We start from the raw sequence: 18908 nt of genomic DNA, 5'->3' as shown, positions 1-18908 counted from the left end.
CTCCACCTATTCGATAGATAACAAAATGCCAAGCCCATTAATGAGGACTTGGCATGAAGCGATCAACCAATATTCACTTTCAATTCCGCTTCCGTCGAATTCACAACATCTTCAACTGTGAACCCTTCGAACACTTCCTTCAATTCTAGACCATCAGGCGTCACATCGATCAAAGCACGTTCCGTGATGATTTTATGGACGACGCCTTTACCTGTCAACGGCAATGAGCATTCTCTCTTGATCTTTGCCGAGCCGTCCTTCGCTACATGGTCCATGATAACGATGATTTTTTTCGCGCCATGCACGAGATCCATCGCGCCGCCCATGCCCTTGATCATTTTGCCTGGAATCATCCAGTTGGCAAGATCTCCTTTTTCGGACACTTCCATTCCACCAAGGATGGCTACATCGACATGCCCTCCACGGATCATAGCAAAGGATTCCGCACTATCAAAAAAAGCAGATCCGGGAATTGTCGTCACCGTTTCCTTGCCTGCGTTGATCAGATCGGGATCGACTTGATCTTCCGTCGGATATGGACCGATGCCGAGGAGGCCGTTTTCAGACTGCAGCACGACCGTCTTGTCTTCCGATATATAGTTTGCGACTAATGTAGGCATCCCAATGCCAAGATTAACGTAATCGCCGTCGTTGATTTCCTTTTCCGCACGTCTTGCAATTCTCTCTCTGAAATTCATCATGAACATCCCCTCCCCTTATTGAGTCGTCAATCTCTCAATCCGTTTTTCCTGTTCCGCTTGCAATAAGCCTTGCACGTAAATGCTTGGAGTATGGATCGTCGCTGGATCGAGTTGTCCCGTTTCCACGATATCTTCCACTTCCGCAATCGTGATCTTGCCTGCAGCCGCCATCATTGGATTGAAGTTTTGAGCGGTCTTGTTATAGATCAAGTTTCCGATTTTATCCGCCTTCGCTGCGCGAACCAATGCAAAATCGGCGACGAGCGCTTCCTCAAGGACATATTCCTTGCCGTTAAACACCCTAATCTCTTTTCCGTCCGCCACAGTAGTCCCTACTCCTGCCGGTGTGTAGAATGCAGGAATCCCTGCGCCGCCTGCACGAATCTTTTCAGCAAGCGTACCTTGTGGTGTCAGTTCGACTTCGATTTCGCCTGAAAGCACTTGGCGCTCGAATTCTTTATTTTCTCCGACATAGGAACCGATCATCTTCTTAATCTGCTTTTCTTTCAATAAAAGACCGAGACCCCATTCGTCCACACCACAGTTATTCGAAATGATCGTCAAATCTTTGACACCTTTTTCGACGAGTGCCAAAATAAGCTGTTCCGGGATTCCGACAAGTCCGAAGCCTCCCACCATTAACGTTGAGCCGTCCTTGATTTCTGAAATCGCTTCCATAGCTGTTGAATAAATTGGTTTCATCTAGCATTCCCCCTTTGAATCCTTCAGAAAAATTGCAACTATCCTCTCTTCATTTAATCAAACTATTAAGCGAGAAGCAATGTTCTAATCTAAAAAACCGAAAATCCTCATTGGATTTCCGGCTTTCGTTCAGACGTAAGCGGTCTGTCGTATAGAAGTGTTGTGACAATGGTAATGGCCATGAGACTCGTCAGCAACAGAAGCATCATCTTCATGCCGTAGATTTCAACGAGGATGCCCCCAGCCAATGGGCCGATCATGCGTCCGATTGTTGCAGCGGAGTTGACGATCCCTTGATAAAACCCGTCCCTGCCTTTTGGTGCAAGTTGGCTCGCCAATGTCGGGATAGCCGGCCATACAATCATTTCACCGAAAGTTAGGATGACCATAGAAACGATGAACATTTTGAATGAACCTGCAAAACTGACCACGATGAAGGAGATAATGAAGATGACCGTTCCGATTATCATCTGGGCTTTCAGCTGCTTTTCAAGCCGCTTGATCAGCGGTTTGATGATAGGTTGTCCTATAACAATCAGCAGTCCGTTGATCGTCCAAATGAAACTGTACTCTCTTAAGGTCACGCCGAGTGCTAGTGCATGCGTGGAAATCGTAGTCGACCATTGCGAATAGACGAGCCAGGTGATCAAATAGCCGCCGACTAAAATGAGCAATGCATAAAAAGGTGCTTTATTCTTTATCCGCTCAGTTTCTCGGATAACGTTTGTGTGGCGATCGGGTGCGATTTCCAACTTTTTATATCCGAAGTAGGCAATGAAAAGAAAAATGACATAGAAAATCAAGTTCGCAAAAAATATATAATCGATATGCACGGAAGCTATCAAACCAGCGAGTGCGGGCCCGATTGCGACTCCGACGTTTTGCGCCAGATAGATTGAGTTGAATGCCTTCCTGCCACCCTCAGGCCAAATTGTTCCGACCATCGCATACATGCTCGGAAAAATGATGCCTCCACTGAATCCTAATACGGTTAGCAAAATGATATATGGATACCAATCATGGTCGTATACGAGATAGCCAAGCGCCAAAATCGAAATGATGATGCCAGCCATAATTGATTTAAAACCACCAATCCGGTCAAATAAAAAGCCGCCAAGCAGATTCCCGACGACACCAGCACCTGCATTCGCCATCAGGACAAGACCGGCTACCGCCAACGACTTACCGAGATATTCATGCATATATATCGTATTCAATGGCCAAAGGAACGAGTTCCCTATGACATTGACAAACATTCCTATGATGAGAAGCCAAACTTTATTGGGTATTTCCATTTTAGGCATTTCCATCGCCTCCGATCTCTATCTACTACTCATGAAAGCTATTTCGAGTGTATGTCTTTTTCAGGATTCAGACAACAAAAACGGAATATGTTCCGCAATTCAGATGACACTGAGCGGATCCAAAATGGTACAATCTACTGTTAGAGGAGTTGAAATGATGGATGACTTCATTTATCCGTTCCCTACTGAGGGGAAACGGTACCATACATGGTCCAGGCATTTGAAGGATGAATTCGGGTTCAAAATATTCAAGGTCGCTCTCGATGCCGGCTTTGATTGTCCGAACCGCGACGGCACAGTAGCTTTCGGCGGCTGTACGTTTTGCAGCGTCGCAGGCTCAGGCGACTTTGCAGGAGACCGGGCAAAGCCGATTGAAGTCCAGTTCAATGAAATCCGCGACCGGATGCATCAGAAGTGGAAAGAAGGCAAGTACATCGCCTATTTTCAAGCGTACACGAATACACATGCCCCGCTGCCCGTTTTGAAGGAGAAGTTCGAAGCGGCCCTAGCCCAACCGGGAGTCGTCGGCCTATCAATCGGCACCCGTCCCGACTGCCTTCCTGATGATGTCGTCGACTATTTGGCTGAGCTGAATGAACGGACGTATTTATGGGTTGAATTAGGGTTGCAGACCGTGCATGAAAAGACTGCCAAGCTCGTGAACAGAGCGCATGATTACGCCACTTACGTGGAAGGCGTAGATAAACTGCGGAAGCACGGCATCCGTGTGTGCACCCATATCATCAATGGCCTTCCGCTTGAAGATAGAGAGATGATGATGGAAACGGCAAGACAAGTGGCGAAGCTCGATGTGCAAGGCATCAAGATCCATTTACTGCACTTGTTGAAAGGGACGCCGATGGTCAAACAATATGAAAAGGGTTTGCTGGAGTTTCTTGAGAGAGATGAGTATATCAACCTTGTCGTCGACCAACTGGAAATTCTTCCGCCCGGGATGATTGTCCATCGCATTACAGGGGATGGTCCGCTCGATTTGATGATCGGTCCGATGTGGAGCGCGTCGAAGTGGGATGTGCTGAACGGCATCGACAAGGAATTGGAACGCCGCGACAGCTATCAAGGTAAGTATTACAGTAAGGAGATTGAACGTATATGAGTGATATTTTATTGCATCGTGTCTTGCCATTTTCAAAACGGTTGATCAGCGAAACTGTTCTGCCAGGTGAGACGGTTGTCGACGCGACTGCGGGAAACGGGAATGACACGTTATTCCTCGCAGAGCTCGTCGGTGAAGAAGGCCGCGTTTTCGCTTTCGATATCCAGCAAGCTGCCCTCGAGGCGACGGCAAACAGATTGGACAAACTCAATGACCGTGTCTCATTGATTTTGGACAGCCATGAGAATGTAGATACATACGTCAAGAAAACAATTGGCGGAGCGATGTTCAATTTAGGGTATCTACCGTATAGTGAAGATTTGTCCATCATCACAAAACCGGATTCCACGATTGAAGCTGTCGATAAGCTGCTGGGCATGCTTAAAAAGGGTGGAATTATAACGATATCCGTCTATGATGGACATGAAGGCGGGAAGGAAGAGCGCGATGCATTGCTCGATTATGTAAAGTCGCTCCACCAGGCCGATGTTCATGTTATCCGCTATGAATTGCTCAATCAACGAAAAAATCCCCCATTTTTGATCGCAATCGAAAAGGTGAGGGATTTTGATGAAGTTGTGCGCGTGGAAGAGTAAGCAAACGCTTGGAACCATTTTGGTCCAAGCGTTTTTTCATTCCCCGATTTGCCGGATATCCGCAATCGGGCCTAGCTTAGCAAAGTCTTCCCGGTCCATTACGGAAATCAGTTTACGCGCGGTCTCTTCCGCACTGCTTAAATGCCCTTGCTGTTTGTAGTCGACAAAACGGTCGTGCAACGGGAAATCGTCTGCATTACTCGCCCGGATCGTTTCCTGCATGCCAGTATCGATGATTCCCGGGGCAATCGAAATGATATCTACAGGGTATTCGGCCTTTTCCTGCTCAAGCGATACGACGCGGGAAAAGTGATCGAGCCCCGCTTTCGTCGTGCAATAAACGCCCCAACCTTCATATGGATTCCTGCCTGCACCTGAAGATATGTTGACAATCCTTTTTCGTCCTTCAAACTTTTCAAGCACCGAGATGAATGCATTCGATAGAATCATTGGTGCCGACAGATTGACAGCGAGCGCCTCTGTCAGTTTCGTTTCGTCTATCGTACCGATCAACCCGATCGGTTCCACTGTTCCTGCATTATTAATCAGCGTAAAGGAAGTTGCGGATGAAAGGTTCTCTTCTACAATATTCTCAATGATCTCAGCCAAACGATCGGTGAGAGAAAGGTCGGCAGTCAGCAAATCTCCATCCCGGCTCTCATTTGTCCTGGCGATGCCAATCACCTTGTCCCCCCTCCCCTTCAACTGGTTCATCAATTCAGAACCAATTCCTTTGGATGCACCTGTAACAATAAATAAGTTCATATGACTTCCCCTTTCATCTCGACGTCAGCCTGCCATAGTTCCTCTTGAATTGCATCTTCACCAATTTTCACTTTCTTTGGAATCTCGAAATAAGCTATCCAAATATATAATGCGATTGCAAGGATAGCGATTACCCCGATAATTAATCTTCTCTTCTCCATATTCACTCCCCATTCCCCCGTTTTACAACAGTTTACCATGATGGATGTGAGATTGGACGAATTAAAATAGCCAACCCCCTCAAAAAATGAAGGGATTGGCTTGCTATTGTCATTTCAATATTTTTATCTTCACGTCTTTCCTTCCCCATTTAAACGCTTCGCTTTTACTTGGGAAGAAGACATCAATTTTATTTCCTTTAATCGCGCCGCCTGTATCGCCTGCAATTGCATATCCGTATCCTTCCACGTACACTTTCGTGCCCAATGGTATAATGGATGGATCAACTGCAATCACTTTGGCATCAGGGTTGCGCTTCAAGTTGATGCCTGTTGAGGTGATGCCGGAACAGCCGTTGCAATTCGCTGTATACGCACTAGCAGAAACCGTGATTTCCTTAACTACATTGTCATCAGCGGATCGCGATGGTGTTTTGGCAACCTTTTTTTGAGTATCGGTTTGGACAACCTTCAAGTTCTGATTCGGATGAATGACGTCCGACTTTATGCCATTCCATGTTTTCAATTCTTTTACGGTAACATTATGGATATCGGCAATTTTATAAAGCGTGTCACCTTTTTTGACCGTATACGTTGAAGAGGCTGCAAAACTTTCGGTCGTACCACCGATCAATAAAACTACTGTAAAGATAAGCGTCACAATATGTTTTCTCAAGTTTTCTACTCCCCGCCTTTTTTAGTCTACTCATAGATTAGCAGTAAAGTATTACATGCATGTTACATTTTGCAACCATTCTTATTACAAAAGAGAAGTGAATATTACGATGGAAGGAAGATGAGATTGACAGAAATTTTAGTAAGAAACGCGAAGCAGAATGAAGCAAAAACCCTTGCTGACTTGCTTTCACGATGCCAGTGGTTCACTTATGGAGAGCTGTTCACAAACGCCTATATTGAGCGGTTAATTGAGAATTATTACAATGTCGAACGCGTCAAACAGGAAGTCACAACAATCGACAAAAGGTGGCACGGCTATATTGTCGCTGAAAAGGAAGGAAACCTCTTTGGAGTCATTGGAGGCGGCATGATAAATGAGACTGAGGGAGAGATTTACGTATTCTATGTTGCCCCTGAAGCAAGAGGAGAAGGAATTGGTTCAAGATTGTTAGATTTTTATACAAAAATACAGAAGCATACGTATGGAGCGGTCCGGCAATGGGTTTCGGTTGCAAAAGGAAATATGTACGGAATTCCATTTTATGAATCGAAAGGTTTTATTTTTAAGCGGGAAGAGGTATCATATGGTGCGGCCGAAGAGGATGAAGATATATCTCTCGTATATTCCCGCAGAATCTAACTGATATATTGCATATAAAAATTTCCTCCTTCATTTTTTTCATGTATACTATTAGTACTAGAAGTGAAGCAGGACATGTTATTCAAATTGCAAGCAGGATGGTGATCAGCAATGCCGATACCTTCGGAGCATCAAAGACCGACACGCGTGACAGCGAAAGAAAGTGCATTTACTCAATTGCAGCAATGGATTATTGACGGAACATTGCAGCCAGGCGAAAAGCTGAATGATATCGAACTGGCGGAAGCGCTCGGTGTTAGCAGAACACCGATCCGTGAGTCGCTTCAGTTGCTGGAGGTCCAAGGGTTCGTCAAGATGTATCCGGGAAAAGCGACACAAGTAACAGAGGTGGACAAAGAATCGATCAATGACCTCTTGCCGCCCTTAGCCGCCATGCAAGCTTTATCCACGGAACTTGCAGCCCCTAACTTGGATGAAAATGTCATAAAGGAATTGGAAGAGACGAATGATCGTTTCGCCAAGGCTGTCCAGGAAGAGGATTACTTCACTGCTTTGAAAATCGACGAAGACTTCCATCAAATCATCGTCGACCAAGCGGCGAACAAATATATTCATTCCATTGTCGCTTCTTTGCAAACCCATGTACGTCGATTGTTCTTCCATAACTCGATCATCTTAACGGAAAAGTCGATCGACGAGCATAAGGATATTATTAAGTTACTGAAAGAAGGCAAAGGGGAAAAAGCAGCATCGATCATGCGTGAAAACTGGCTCCGTGCTATCGACGAATTTCATTCCAAGAAAACAGACTAAAAAAGCACTCCAATTTTTTAATTGGAGTGCTCTTTATATTGCACTGACGGCTGAATCATTTTGGCGATGACGCCAGTAATCAGCATGACAATCACTACCGGAAGAAGCCAGCCTAGGCCTTCGCTATAGTACGGCAAAATAGTATCATAGAAATTCACAATATTGCTTAGCCAGTTCGGCCACTCCTGTTCAACTATTCCCAACGTCCCGTAGAGAGTCTTCACACCATCAATAACACTTATCAAAAATGCCACAGCCGTCGCGCTGACATATACGATTCTTGAATGATTGAACAACGGTGAAGTAAATGTCAGCAACATGAGCACAACAGCGAGCGGATATAAAAACATCAATACAGGAATCGAATACGTAATGATATTGGACAATCCGAAGTTTGAGACGATGAAGCAAAATGCTGTGAAAATCATTACAAAAACTTTATAGCTTACCTTTGGAATGATTGTGTGGAAATATTCACCGCAAGCAGTGACTAACCCGATACTCGTCGTTAAGCAGGCAAGTAAAATGATTACAGCCAACATAACTGAACCGAAAGTGCCGAAGTAATGCGATGCTGCCCCACTTAATACAGGACCCCCAGTATCAAACAGACCAAATACTTCCGTCGTCGTCGCTCCAAGGTATGCAATCCCCACATAGATGAGTCCCAAAAATCCAGCCGCCACAAAACCGGTTTTCGCTGTTGCTGATAGGATTTGGACATTGTTCGTAACCCCCATGGAACGGATGACATTAATGACAATAATGCCGAAGACTAGCGACGCCAAGGCATCCATCGTGTTATACCCTTCCATGAACCCTTTCATAAACGCGGCATCCGCATACACATCCACCGGGGATTGAATCGCTCCTATCGGATTGACAAAAGCGACGGCAAGCAACACGAGCAATAAAACAATGATAGCCGGCGACATGATTTTCCCGATCCGGTCTACGATCTTTGCCGGGTTAAGCGACAGCCATAATGTCACCCCGAAAAAGATGAGTGTGAAGATGAACAAACCGAAACGCGTATACTCTTCCGGAATGTATGCAGAAAATCCGATATCAAATGCAACCGCTCCGGTCCTTGGAGCTGCAAAGAACGGTCCGATCGTTAAATATAATAAAGATGTGAATAAGATTGCGTAGATTGGGTGAACCCGACTTGCCAAATCCTGCAAGTTCCGGCTTCCCGAAAAGCCCATTGCTAGTATCCCAAGAAAAGGCAATCCTACCCCTGTTATGAGAAAGCCGATGACTGCAGGCCACAAATTCGTCCCTGCATTTTGACCCAATTGAGCGGGAAAGATCAAGTTTCCGGCGCCAAAGAAAAGGGCAAACAACATGATTCCGATTAATAGATACGATGAAAAAGACAGTTTATTCTGCATAGTTTTTGAACCCCTTCATGTTGAGAATCACTCTTTGTGTTGTATGCAATATATCGCATTTTTTTATATTAAACCCCTATACGTAAAAATGCAACAGTAAATTATTTCCTGAATATATTATTTTGTCGGTTAATCAGAGTAATTTTTACAATAAAAGAAGACAGGAGGTTCCCCCCTGCCTCTCTTTCATTTCAATATAAACCGAGTAACGCTATGTCCTTCTTTGGACTTCTGTACTTCAAGTATGGCAGGGAATGCAGTTTTCAACTCTTCCACGTGCGAGATGACACCAATCATTCTTCCTGACTTTTGTAAATCGATCAGCGTGTCTACCGCTTTTTGCAATGCTTCCTCATCCAATGTACCGAACCCTTCATCGATGAACATCGTTTCAATTGACACAGCACCTTGATAACTCTGAATGACATCCGCCATACCGAGCGCTAAGCTGAGTGAAGCATTGAATTTCTCCCCACCTGATAACGTCTTCACATCCCTGTTTTGTCCGGTGTAGGCATCATATACATCTAGCCCTAATCCACTTTGCTTTCCACGGACTTCCTGACGATCGCTGCGGATCAATTCATATTGCCCATTGGATAAATTACGCAGCCTTTCATTTGCAGACTGGATGATACGCTCCAAATAATCGATTTGAATGAAACGTTCAAATGAAAGCTTATGATCATTTTGGCCACGGATAACGTCGAATAAGTCCGTTATTTTACCGACTTTCCTTTCCAGATTATCCACGTCTTTTGCCGTTTTTTCAATTTCCAACTTCAATCGGATCAATGCTTTTTCACATTCAATGGAATTATTCCACTCCGTGAACGCTTTTTCATATGCTGACTTCAACGATTGAATCGTCTCCAGTAAACCGTCCAGATTCGTTTTCTCTTTTCCCGCAAGGCCGGCTTCCAGCTCAATAATTGCTTCCTTCACTGCATGAAGACGCTGTTTGAACTGCATGACGTATTCCTTCAGAAGGAGCCTGTCCCCCTCTGCCATCTTCGCTTGCCGGTATTCTTCTTCCGTACTGAATTCCGATTCTTGTAAAGCCTTATGGAATCTGACTGCCGCCAGATCTCTTTTTCCAATGCTTTCATCAACGGATTTTTTCAAATGGTGCTCTGAATTAACAGAAGTCGCCAGCTGTTCCTTTGCCGCTTCCAAATTTTTTCTCACGCGTTGCCATGCTTCATCCATTTGGCGTTTCTGTGTTTCCGTATCCTTGATTTCCGCTTGAAGACGAGTCAGATCCCGCAGCCCTTCCGGAATGGAAGATATCTCCCTTTTCAGTAACGCAGATTCCTGCGCATATAACGTTTTTTGTTCAAACAATGCCTGTTCGATTTCCGTCTTGCGGGCAATCCAATCAGTTGTTTCCTTGTCTGCTTTCTTTTGCTGCTCTTTAAGTGAAACGAGTTTAGTCCGTACACTTTTTAATCGCTCCACTTTCTCAGCTGTTTCCTGCCCCTTTGCAACTAATGCATCCAGTCCGTCAATGATTTGAAGCTCTATCATTTCTTGTTCTTTTTCTGTAAGTAGGGCAAATACACTTTCACATTTCGCCTCAACTGATCGAAATGCACTTTCAACATCCGCCAAATTTGACCTTTTCAAATCAAGTGTATCGCGGGAAACAGTTTCGGCATCATGACCGGTATTTTTCGCCGGGTGATGGGCGCTTCCACAGACAGGACAAGCCTCCCCTTCATGTAACGTCTGCGCCAAATATGCGGCTTGATTATTCAACCATGCATTTTGCATAGCCTCAAACTCATTTTTCGTTTGAATGAATTTGGCGGATGCACTCTCTCTCTTTTCTGTCCAGTTTGTGTATTCTTTTTTCAGCTTTTCAAAATCACGGACGGTCTTGTAATGCAATCTGATTGTGTTCAACTCTTCAAGCAGCTCGTCGTAATCGGTGATCGTTTGTTCCGATTTCTCGATTTGTACGTTCAGTTCGGCCACTTTTCTTTTTTCTGTTTCTGCCCTATCAGCAGTCGTTGCGTATTCGCCTTCCAATTTGCCAATCTTCATTTTCAAATTCAGTACACTTGCTTCCTTAGCTGCCAAATCCGTTACGGCAGGGAGGTGATCACGCAGCCTGATGAGTCGTTCCGCAACTGCTCCTCTTTCTTGCTCTTTTGCCTCCTCTTTCTTATAGGCATGCTGATTCTCTTTCAGCCATTTCGTCGCCTTTTGTACCGCAGCAATTGCATATTGGTGATCCTTTTCCTTCGACTTTACTTCTTCTTCCAACACTCGGAACTGGCTTTCGATTTCATGGATGATGGATGCCCGCTCGGCGTCAGCGATACGCTTTTCCTTCACATGCACAGAAGGGATTTCCTCCTGTAATTTTTCAAGGGCAATTTTTCGTTGACTTAACTGCTCAAATTGCTCATTGCACTTTTTAGCTGCGTGATACGCCTCCAACATTTCAGCATGCTGTTCATAGGCAGCTGTATACTTTGCTTCATCCTCGGCACGCTTCATGCCATAATGGGAAATTTCCTTTTCGAGCCCACCCATCACTTGCAAAGCGTTCGCATACTCCTGTGATAAAACTTCAAAGATAAGTGACTCCCTGGGTGGAATGATACTCGTAATTTGTTGGATAAATCCATCCATTTTCCTTTTTCCATCCATCAACTGTTGGTTTGCATCGTCTCTTTTCGTCTTCAAGCGATTGACGATTTCCCGGTAATCCTCCGTTTTGAAGATTTTTCTCATGATCGTTTCTTTATTTTCAGTATCAGATGTAAGGAACTTCCGGAATTCACCTTGTGGGAGCATGACGATCTGGCTGAATTGGGCTTGTGTAAAACCGACAAGCTCCTCGACTTTCCGATTGATCTCCGAGACGATTTGCCGATCGACAAAGGGAACTTCTCCGCCGTCCACCAGTTCGAAAAATTCACTTCTTGCAGTCGTCTCGCTTTTATTTCCGCTTTTTGTATAGGGGATCTGCCTCATGATCCGAAACGCACGGCCATTTATTTCAAAAATCAATTCTACGGCTGTCTGAACAGCATCATCTGCAAAATCACTTCTCATCGAGCGGAATTCCGTTCTGTCCTCTCCACTCGCCTGTCCATATAAGGCAAAACAGATTCCATCGAAAATCGTTGTCTTCCCAGCACCTGTCGCCCCGGAAACAACGAACAGCCGATGGTCTTCAAGCTGGCGGAAATCGATTGTTTCCGTCCCTTTATAAGGTCCGAATGCAGTCATCGTCAATTGGATCGGCTTCATTTTTCAACGCCTCCTTTGACATCCTGCAAAACTTCAGCAAACAGCCTCTCCGTTTCAGCATCAGGTTCCATATCATTCATCTGTGAATAAAAGAACCTGAACAGTGTCATATCATCCGGTTTTTCCGTAGCGGCCGCCGATTGGTGTTCAATTGTAGCCGCAGTCCTCACCAATTTCCTTTCGATATGCATAGCATTCGGATAGACGGACTTCACTTTTTCCATCGGGAATAAAATTGGCGTCTCGTCATGCAGCTTCACGAATACATAATCACTGCTAGGTGGATGTGCAAGAATATCTTCCATTGTCCCTTCTACTGTACGCATATCATGCAATGGAGTCAGCGCTCTCTTTTCCACTTCCACATTACCTTCGTCGTCCATGTCCACGATGAAAAACCCTTTTGCATGCCGCTCTTCCGAAATCGAATATTTCATCGGGGAACCTGCATAACGGATTTTTTCATCAGAGACATAATGAGCCTGGTGCAAATGACCGAGGGCCGTATAATCGAATTGTGTAAACAGACGTGCAGCAACATACTCCGCTCCACCAATTGCGAGCGGACGCTCCGAATCGCTCGTATTCTCCTCTTCCTCGCCGAAAGGAGTGACAAAGGCATGTCCCACAAACACATGTCGGGCGTTCCGATCCATCGAGCTGCAAATTCGTTCTACCACTTTCTCCATCGCTGTATGATGGTCGACGACGTCGCCATCTTCGTATAAATGCTTCACAATCGACGGATCGCAATACGGTACGAGATGGAAATGGACCTCACCGAAAGAATCCGTCAGAACGACCGGCTCCGGTTGCGCAGACATTTGTCCCACGATATGAAAGCCGTTCGATTGCATCAATCTGCTGCCGAATTGCAGACGTCCGGGGCTATCATGGTTCCCCGCCACCGCAATGACCGGAGTTTTCAGCTCCATGACAATTTCCCACAGCACTTCATCCAATAAAGCTACCGCTTCCGGCGGGGGAACCGCACGATCATACAAATCACCGGCAATGATGACCGCATCGGGCTTCTCCTCACGTACGGCATCGACGAATTGCCGAAGGACATGCCGCTGCCCCTCCGTCATATACACGCCTTGCACCAGCTTGCCAAGATGCCAATCGGCAGTATGAAAAAACTTCAATACTCTCAACCCCCTGCATAATCTATATTTTACTTGCTATTTAAAACGTATAAATCTCTGAAACGACACATAAAAGCTCGTAAAAACGCATAAATCTCTTAAACGGCTCATAAAAGCTCGTAAAAATGCATAATTCCCTGTAACTGCGCATAAACGTCGTCAGAAACGCATAAATTCCAAAATCGACGCATAAAAGTCTCCAATTGCGCATTTCAAGGATTGCACGATCATGCAATCTACCATTCATTTTACAGTAAGTCCGGCCGGAATTAAATTCAAACGAAAAACGGAACACCCTTCGAAAGGATGTCCCGTCAATCGCATGATTCACCGCATTAATCCGTCATGGATCTTTTCAATATTGTATCGTAGAAACTTAACATATGACCCGCCGTCCGTCCCCGGTTTACCGAGCTCATCCGAATAAAGTTCTGAAGCGATGTCAACGCCTGTCTCCTTCGACACGGTTTCCATCGGACGTCTATCGACATTCGTTTCAACAAATAAGGCTGGCACATCATGCTCCTTGATAAAATCGACCAAACTCTTGATTTGTCGCGGCGTACCGATTTCCTCCGTGTCGATATCCCAGAGGAACGCTTCCTGCAACCCATAGCGATCCGTCATATATTGGTAGGCACGCTCACTAGTGACAAGGATGCGGTGCTGTTCAGGAATCTCGCTGATTTTCGTCTTATACAACTCATCGATCTCATGCAATTCCTTCAGCAATGCATCCGCATTCTTCTCATAGGAGTCTTTATGGTCAGGGTCGATCTCCGATAGAGCGTCGCGGGCGTTTTCGACCATTTGAATGCCTACGATCGGATCAAGAAAAGCATGAGGATTAATCTCCTCGTCTTTTCCGTCAGCGGTCGTAATATATTTCGGTTCCACACCTTCCATCAATTCATATACATCCTTCTCATCTTTTCCGATGGAGGCGATTAGTTTGGAAAACCAACCAGTTTTTCCGCCTTCCAAGTTCAAGCCATTGTAAAAGATTACATCCGCATCAGCGGCTTTTTTGATATCTTCGGGCAACGGTTCGTACTCATGCGGGTCAGTGCCTATCGGAACCATGCTATGCACAGCCACCCGATCGCCTCCCACTACATTTACGATATCAGTTAGTATGGAAAATGTAGCTACGATTTGGATTTTCTCATCCTCCGCCCCCTCTTTTTTCCCGCCACAAGCGCTGAGAAGCAGTGCCATTATGGACATAATGCAAAGTGTCAAAAGTTTACGTTTCATTCAAAAGACTCCTTCTTTTTTGTAGTTACTCCATTTCTATTTTTTCGGATCCTAACGGAACGCCAAAAGATGCCTTGTTTAGGTGAAAATACAAAGGCGATCAGGAACAAGACCGTTGTAACGAGAACAATGACCGCACCGGATGATAAATTATGCTCAAAGCTGAAATACAGTCCGATGATTGCTGAGAACGCGCCGAACGCCGCTGAAAGTACAATCATCACGGACAATCGGTTCGTCAATAAATAAGCTGTCGAAGCTGGAGTGATGAGCATTGCCACAACGAGAATGACACCGACCGTCTGCAGAGAGGCCACTGTCACCAATGTCAGAAGAATCATCAGGACATAATGGATTAGCCGATTCGGCAATCCGTAAGAAGCTGCAAATGTAGGATCGAACGTGCTGACGAGCAGTTCCTTATAAAACAGAATAACGACGAGCAACACAATCGTTCCAATTACCAAAGTCATCCACATATCTGAGGATCTAACGGACAGCACATTCCCGAATAAAATGCTTGTCAAATCTATGGTTGATTTCGCCTTGGCAATCAAGATGATGCCGAGTGCGAAAAAGGAGCTGAAAACGATACCGATGGACGAATCATTTTTCACCCGGCTGTTTTGTGAAATGAAACCGATGCCGACGGAAGTCAATAGCCCAGTGAAGACTGCCCCGTAAAGATAATTGATGCCAAGCATATAGGAGACCGCAATGCCAGGCAGAACCGCGTGTGAAATGGCATCTCCCATCAACGCCATGCCTCGTAGAATGATGAAGCAGCCGATCACTCCGCAGATGATGCCAACCATAATCGAAGTAAACAATGCCTTCTGCAAAAATACATAATTTTGGATATCGGAAATGAAGTCCATTATATAGTGACCCCCAATGCATCCCATAATCCGTATTGTGACTGGTATGCGGTTTTCAATGAATCCGGCTGCATGACCCGTGCCACCGGACCAGATGTAATCAACTCTTTATTGAGTAGCAGAAGTTCATCGAAATAATCTTCCACTTTTGTTAAATCGTGATGAACGACAAATACCGAGTTCCCAGCATCCCTCAGCTCCTTCAGTATGCCGATGATGAGTGCCTCACTCGTGACGTCAATGCCGACGAACGGTTCATCCAAGAAGAATATATTCGCTTTCTGTGCAAGTGCCCGTGCCAAAAACACACGTTGTTGCTGCCCACCCGACAACTCGCCGATCTGCCGCTTAGCAAACTGATCCATTCCGACCTTTTGCAGGCATTCCAGTGCCCACTGCTTTTCGGACCTTCCAGGACGTCGGAAGATGCCGACTTGTGGATAGGTTCCCAACAGAACAGTCTTCAGAACTGTTATCGGGAAATCCCAATCGATTGCAGCCCGTTGAGGGACATATGCGACTTTTTTTCGGACATCTTTCATCGGTTTCCCGTCTATCAACACATCTCCATGATCTCGATGAATCAAATCCAAAACTGCTTTCATCAAAGTGGATTTGCCAGCCCCATTCGGACCGATGATGCCGATCAGCTTACCGCCGTCCACGTTGAAATTGATATTTCTCAATACATTTTCCCCATCATAAGAAACCGATAAATTTTTCACCTCTACTTGATAGGTCATTTTAGCATCTCTCTTTCTGAATTCAATTTAGTTACTATTGTATGTCTGTGTGTCGCAAGAAGTTTCCCGAAGGCAACTTTTAGCTTAAAAAAATAAACCAGCCGAATGTTTCCCTAAGGAAACTTTACTCTTCTATAATAATCGATTCATTTCACATTGTAAAGAAGAATTATTCATCCATATAAAAAAAGCCGATCGCCCATTTTTACATCGGGTGATCGGCTGCTTTCAGTTATTCGAAAAACACTTTATCTACATTATATTTTGCGCGCAATGTATTGATGATATACGTTTCATAGATTTCCCGTTCCATCGGATCTTCGATAACGATGACGGAGATCTTGTTTATTTCATCTCGGTGATTTTTCACAGGTGACACATTGTCTTCAAGATGTTTTTTCACGCGCTGACGAAGTTTTCTTGCTTTCCCCGCGAATAGTAGTTCATCACTTTTATTGTAAAAAAGGATAAGTCCCCCTTTATCGCGCGGGATTTCATGCAGATCGATAAAGCCGTTGATCGGTTTGATCGGCGCTTCCTCTGCTTTCATTTCTTGCTGGCGCTGCTGAATGGTGACATCCGGCTTCGGAATTGTAATTGAGATCATTCATTTTCACGTCCTCTTCTTTTGTGAATCTAAATCCTACCATAATTTTGAACGGAATGCGAAATGTTATGCAGTATGTCCATAAACCGACGTATTTTTTAAAAGGGTCATTTGTCATTCCTCTTCACATATACTAGAGGACTTACGCAAAAGAAAGGACGTTGCAGAGTTGGATTTTCCGGTTTCCATATTGACGAAGAAACTTCCTCATTCCTCGCCCAAAATCAATGTCTATTACCCTGTTGTGACACAAATGAAAGATTCACTCATTCAACGGAAAATGAACAGCGCCATCATTCGCACTCTCAATGAAGTCCTTGTCGATCAGCAGTTTTATAATCCGGCGCTCGTCGAACTGCTGGCCAATTTCGAAATAAAGAACAATCAGCGTGGGATTCTTAGTTTAAACTTAATTGTATATTCTTTCACTGGCGGCGCCCATGGCCTTACAATCATTAAGTCGCTGACGTTCAATACGAAAACCGGCAAGCAATATGAATTGAAGGATTTATTCAAACCGGGAAGCGATTATGTGAAGAAGTTATCTGACATAATCCGTGTAGACATTACTAAATGGGACATCCAATTATTGGACCCCCCATTTACAATAATTCGACCTGATCAGGATTTCTATATTGCCGACACTTCACTAATCATTTATTTCCAGTTATACGAAATTACACCATACGCATGGGGGTTTCCATACTTCCCAATTCCCATTTTAGATATTGCGGATATCATTCTACCACAGGGACCGCTCGATCAGATGATGGCTTTCACATAATAAAACGCGCAGTGAACGTTAACCGCGCGCTTTTTTTCGTTTAATCTTATATAGGAAACCTAGAAAAATAGCAAGTAAACCAAGAACGAAAAATCCGAACACCCACCATCGAATGATGCCTTCATCTAAAGTTTCCTCTAGACTGCCATCATTGCTAACTTCCTGACCTTCTCCTAGTGCGTTCAAGTCTTCTGCCGCGTTGGAAAGTTCAGTCGTCCTATGACAAATCGTTGTGGATAAAGTGCCCGGTACATACATATTACTTGCCGATGCATACACAAGATATTTTTGCCCCTTTTCAAAGGAGTATCCACAATCCCCGTCATCATATCCAGTAGTAATGGACGTCTCGGATTCATTTATTCCCTTCCAGGTTTTATCCACTTTGAGATGGACTGTTCTGCCATAAGCGCCCCCAAAGAACTTCTTATTCTCGACAATTTCCACCACTTCGCCACTGAATACTGCATTCGCCTCATCTAATGCTTCTTCCGGCGATGGTGGCATGATGCATGAGCAAGCAGAAACATCCAATGGTTTCCACCATAATAAAACCAAGAACAATAGTAGGCCGACAGGAAGTATATTCTTACATCTCAAACGAATCCAACCCCTCTCCCTCGTTAACAAGTAGACGATAGTAGGAGAGATTCGTTTCAAATTTCAATCAACAAACCGGAACAATAAGATTTGCTTCATTATTCTTTGGTGAATTCACTGCAGATGAGACACTATAAGCATCCATCTGCTTCTCATCGAACGAACGTAACATATTCCCCAGGAAATCCACATCATCATTGCGTGGATCAAGCCAAGCCGCCTCGTCCTCCCTCTTCAAAATGACCGGCATCCTGTCATGGATCGGTTTCATCAATTCATTCGGCGCGGTCGTAATCGCGGTGCATGTATGGATGAGCTTACCGTCAGGAGATTTCCATGATTCCCACAGCCCAGCTATGGCGAACAGCTCATCATTCTTAAGCCTGATGCGCATTGGAATCTTCTCTCCGTCTTTCCTTTGCCATTCATAAAATGAATCCGCCGGAAGAATGCAACGCTGTTTTTGGAAAGCTTTTCGGAAGCTTGGTTTTTCGGCTACCGTTTCAGCCCGGGCATTGATCATTTTATAACCGATCTTCTCATCTTTTGCCCATGGAGGAATGAGTCCCCAACGAAGATGCCCCAGACGGTTCTTCTGCCCATCATTGATGACGGCGACTACTTGTTGAGAAGGGGCGATATTGTAGCTCGGTATATAGTCACTTTCGGCAAAGGCCGATTCAATATCGAATCGGTCAAGAATTTCATAATACGGGGCAAATAAAGTGAAACGGCCACACATAGGAATCCTCCTCTTACTTTCATGATTATTTAGTTAATGTTAACATGATTATAAGT

At 44.7% G+C, this 18908-nt stretch carries 20 protein-coding genes; 5 read left to right on the top strand and 15 right to left on the bottom strand.

What is annotated here, in order from left to right; all coding sequences use genetic code 11:
- Positions 1 to 62 precede the first annotated feature (62 nt).
- The 3 genes from M3152_RS05110 to M3152_RS05100 form a co-directional block, all read right to left on the bottom strand.
- Positions 63 to 707, bottom strand: a complete 645-nt coding sequence (locus tag M3152_RS05110) for a 3-oxoacid CoA-transferase subunit B (RefSeq protein WP_251694116.1) — start codon at positions 705 to 707, stop codon at positions 63 to 65.
- 9 nt (positions 708 to 716) lie between these two features.
- Entirely contained in the window at positions 717 to 1403 is a 687-nt protein-coding gene (locus M3152_RS05105) for a CoA transferase subunit A (RefSeq protein WP_251694115.1), read from the bottom strand.
- A 107-nt stretch (positions 1404 to 1510) separates the two neighbouring features.
- Positions 1511 to 2692 carry an MDR family MFS transporter gene (locus M3152_RS05100; protein WP_251695246.1) on the bottom strand — a complete coding sequence of 394 codons (1182 nt, stop codon included), beginning with the start codon at positions 2690 to 2692 and terminating at the stop codon, positions 1511 to 1513.
- 172 nt (positions 2693 to 2864) lie between these two features.
- Between M3152_RS05100 and M3152_RS05095 the strand changes: the two genes are divergently transcribed.
- Entirely contained in the window at positions 2865 to 3824 is a 960-nt protein-coding gene (locus tag M3152_RS05095) for a TIGR01212 family radical SAM protein (RefSeq protein WP_251694114.1), read from the top strand.
- Positions 3821 to 4420, top strand: coding sequence for a class I SAM-dependent methyltransferase (locus M3152_RS05090; RefSeq protein WP_251694113.1), 600 nt, complete (start codon positions 3821 to 3823; stop codon positions 4418 to 4420). The genes M3152_RS05095 and M3152_RS05090 overlap by 4 nt, the downstream gene beginning before the upstream one ends.
- Positions 4421 to 4456: 36 nt before the next feature.
- Here the strand turns inward: M3152_RS05090 and M3152_RS05085 are convergent, their stop codons facing one another.
- From M3152_RS05085 to M3152_RS05075, 3 genes are all read right to left on the bottom strand, one after another.
- Entirely contained in the window at positions 4457 to 5185 is a 729-nt protein-coding gene (locus M3152_RS05085; protein ID WP_251694112.1) for an SDR family NAD(P)-dependent oxidoreductase, read from the bottom strand.
- A complete protein-coding gene (locus M3152_RS05080; RefSeq protein WP_251694111.1) occupies positions 5182 to 5346 on the bottom strand; it encodes a hypothetical protein in 165 nt (54 codons plus the stop codon). The genes M3152_RS05085 and M3152_RS05080 overlap by 4 nt, the downstream gene beginning before the upstream one ends.
- 109 nt (positions 5347 to 5455) lie before the next feature.
- A complete protein-coding gene (locus M3152_RS05075; protein WP_251694110.1) occupies positions 5456 to 6019 on the bottom strand; it encodes a LysM peptidoglycan-binding and 3D domain-containing protein in 564 nt (187 codons plus the stop codon).
- 126 nt (positions 6020 to 6145) lie between these two features.
- Between M3152_RS05075 and M3152_RS05070 the strand changes: the two genes are divergently transcribed.
- Positions 6146 to 6661 carry a GNAT family N-acetyltransferase gene (locus M3152_RS05070; protein ID WP_251694109.1) on the top strand — a complete coding sequence of 172 codons (516 nt, stop codon included), beginning with the start codon at positions 6146 to 6148 and terminating at the stop codon, positions 6659 to 6661.
- 111 nt (positions 6662 to 6772) lie between these two features.
- Positions 6773 to 7435, top strand: coding sequence for a GntR family transcriptional regulator (locus M3152_RS05065; protein ID WP_251694108.1), 663 nt, complete (start codon positions 6773 to 6775; stop codon positions 7433 to 7435).
- 17 nt (positions 7436 to 7452) lie between these two features.
- Here M3152_RS05065 and brnQ read toward each other — a convergent pair whose 3' ends face one another.
- The 7 genes from brnQ to M3152_RS05030 all read right to left on the bottom strand — a co-directional run bounded on the left by brnQ (position 7453) and on the right by M3152_RS05030 (position 16726).
- Positions 7453 to 8829, bottom strand: coding sequence for a branched-chain amino acid transport system II carrier protein (brnQ, locus tag M3152_RS05060; protein WP_251694107.1), 1377 nt, complete (start codon positions 8827 to 8829; stop codon positions 7453 to 7455).
- Positions 8830 to 9015: 186 nt separating this feature from the next.
- Positions 9016 to 12093, bottom strand: coding sequence for an AAA family ATPase (locus M3152_RS05055; RefSeq protein WP_251694106.1), 3078 nt, complete (start codon positions 12091 to 12093; stop codon positions 9016 to 9018).
- The gene (locus tag M3152_RS05050; protein ID WP_251694105.1) at positions 12090 to 13241 is read right to left on the bottom strand and encodes an exonuclease SbcCD subunit D; all 1152 of its coding nucleotides are present in this window, start codon (positions 13239 to 13241) and stop codon (positions 12090 to 12092) included. The genes M3152_RS05055 and M3152_RS05050 overlap by 4 nt, the downstream gene beginning before the upstream one ends.
- Positions 13242 to 13568: 327 nt before the next feature.
- Positions 13569 to 14498 (bottom strand): metal ABC transporter substrate-binding protein, encoded by a 930-nt coding sequence (locus tag M3152_RS05045; protein WP_251694104.1) that lies wholly within the window; start codon positions 14496 to 14498, stop codon positions 13569 to 13571.
- Positions 14495 to 15376 carry a metal ABC transporter permease gene (locus M3152_RS05040; RefSeq protein ID WP_251694103.1) on the bottom strand — a complete coding sequence of 294 codons (882 nt, stop codon included), beginning with the start codon at positions 15374 to 15376 and terminating at the stop codon, positions 14495 to 14497. Before M3152_RS05040 ends, M3152_RS05045 begins: the two co-directional genes overlap by 4 nt.
- Positions 15376 to 16119, bottom strand: coding sequence for a metal ABC transporter ATP-binding protein (locus M3152_RS05035; RefSeq protein ID WP_251694102.1), 744 nt, complete (start codon positions 16117 to 16119; stop codon positions 15376 to 15378). Before M3152_RS05035 ends, M3152_RS05040 begins: the two co-directional genes overlap by 1 nt.
- 232 nt (positions 16120 to 16351) lie before the next feature.
- On the bottom strand, positions 16352 to 16726 hold the full coding sequence (locus M3152_RS05030; RefSeq protein ID WP_251694101.1) for a nucleotide excision repair endonuclease: 375 nt from the start codon (positions 16724 to 16726) through the stop codon (positions 16352 to 16354).
- Between the two features lie 169 nt (positions 16727 to 16895).
- Between M3152_RS05030 and M3152_RS05025 the strand changes: the two genes are divergently transcribed.
- On the top strand, positions 16896 to 17510 hold the full coding sequence (locus M3152_RS05025; RefSeq protein ID WP_251694100.1) for a DUF3298 and DUF4163 domain-containing protein: 615 nt from the start codon (positions 16896 to 16898) through the stop codon (positions 17508 to 17510).
- An 18-nt stretch (positions 17511 to 17528) separates the two neighbouring features.
- On the opposite strand, the gene M3152_RS05020 is transcribed toward M3152_RS05025, so the two are convergent.
- Positions 17529 to 18110, bottom strand: a complete 582-nt coding sequence (locus M3152_RS05020) for a hypothetical protein (RefSeq protein WP_251694099.1) — start codon at positions 18108 to 18110, stop codon at positions 17529 to 17531.
- 67 nt (positions 18111 to 18177) lie between these two features.
- The gene (locus M3152_RS05015; protein WP_251694098.1) at positions 18178 to 18852 is read right to left on the bottom strand and encodes an SOS response-associated peptidase; all 675 of its coding nucleotides are present in this window, start codon (positions 18850 to 18852) and stop codon (positions 18178 to 18180) included.
- Between the last annotated feature and the right edge of the window lie 56 nt (positions 18853 to 18908).

It is taken from the genome of Sporosarcina luteola, assembly GCF_023715245.1.
GTDB classification, from domain to species: domain Bacteria; phylum Bacillota; class Bacilli; order Bacillales_A; family Planococcaceae; genus Sporosarcina; species Sporosarcina luteola_C.
Note: the sequence above shows the minus strand (reverse complement) of the source record. Positions and strands in the feature narration are given on the sequence as shown.